The sequence below is a fragment of the Frankia sp. R82 genome (genome assembly GCF_023716925.1).
In the GTDB taxonomy this organism is placed as follows: Bacteria; Actinomycetota; Actinomycetes; order Frankiales; family Frankiaceae; genus Frankia.
In genome coordinates, this window is sequence record NZ_JAMQQG010000167.1 from 1 (window position 1) to 1,292 (window position 1,292).

Sequence of the window (1,292 nt, forward strand, 5' to 3'; positions counted from 1 at the left end):
CGCGGGCCGGCCGGAACGGGCCAGGCAGCCCGGCCCGCCCGCAACAGGGTGCGTCCCTGGGCGCGGCTCGCGGCCCGCGCGGCCGGTGACGGGGTGCGTGCATCCAGCTCCGCATCCAGATCCCCAGCGGTCACCGGTGGCGTGGCCGCCACCGTGCTGCCGGTCGGGACGGCGTCGTGTGGTCCGGACAGGGCGTGGCACGTTGCCGCGGCAAAGGCGGCCGCGACCAGCCCCGCGGTGTGCAGGCGACCGAGCAGGAACTCCTCCAGGTCCGCCAGCCCGGCGAGGCTGCCATCGGTGACCGCCGCCTCGACGCCGCCCGAATGGGCGTGCCCCCCGGCCGGCATCCGACCGTCCACCAACACCAGCAGGGCGGCCAGGCGGGTAGCGGACCGGTCGGCCGCACGCGCCTGGCCGGGTTCGGGTTCGGGTTCGGCATGGTAGGCCGTCATGGTGTTGGTCCTGTCGACGTCGGAACCGGCGCATGCGGGAGTGGTCATCCGTCTCTCCGCTGGGTGGCCGTCCTGGCGTGAGCGCCGACGGTGGCCGCCGGGTCGCGGGATCAGGGCGCGCGACCGAGGTTACGGGGTGCGTCGTGGCGGGACGTCCGGTGACCTCCGGTGGACGGCAGCGTGAACGGTTCTTGTCGTACTCGACCTGATCATTCGCTTTCGGTAACGTCCGGGCCCGGATCATTACGTCCTCAACCGCTCTTACGCGGAATTTCTGGCGGACCGGTCGGGGTAGATGGCGGCCGGGGCCGTGCTGAGGGACGAGGTGAGGGTGTGACTGAGCTGCCGCGTCCACTGCCGACGGGTACCGCACTGCCGACGGGTACCGCACTGTCGACGGGTACCGCACTGTCGACGGGTACCGCACTGTCGACGGGTACCGCACTGCCGGCGAGGACGGAGGCCGTGGTGCCATCGGCCGGACTGCGGGAAGGGTCCGGGGCCCCGGGCGACCGTGCGGTGCCGTCGCCGTCCACCGGGGCGGCGGCTTCGTCGGACGGGGCGTCGGAACTGTTCCTCACCGCCTGGAACCGTGCGCCGAAGGGCGGGCGGCCCCGTGGACGGGTCCCGGGTCGGTCGTGGAGTGCGCTCGGTGTCGTGGCCGTGCTCGTGGTGGCCACCCTCGCCGCGGTGGGTCTGCGGCCCGGAGGCGGACCGGGTGGTCACTGGTCGCTGAGCGCCGGCCGGCCGGCGGACGCGCCTGCCGGCACTCCCGCCGCGGACGGTGATCCTGGTCGGGTGGCGGCGCAGCGGCCCACGCCGGGCGGGACGTCCTCGCCC

The 1,292-nt window shown here is 74.5% G+C and carries 1 protein-coding gene and 1 pseudogene; one reads left to right on the forward strand and one right to left on the reverse strand.

Going from position 1 to position 1,292, the window contains the following annotated elements; translation table 11 throughout:
- Positions 1–347, reverse strand: a 347-nt coding sequence (locus tag ND747_RS16405) for an urease accessory UreF family protein (RefSeq protein ID WP_285900632.1), incomplete at its 3' end; no start/stop codon positions are given.
- A 438-nt stretch (positions 348–785) separates the two neighbouring features.
- Here ND747_RS16405 and ND747_RS16410 point away from each other — a divergent pair.
- Positions 786–1,292, forward strand: a pseudogene (locus ND747_RS16410) (hypothetical protein); the annotation flags it as partial.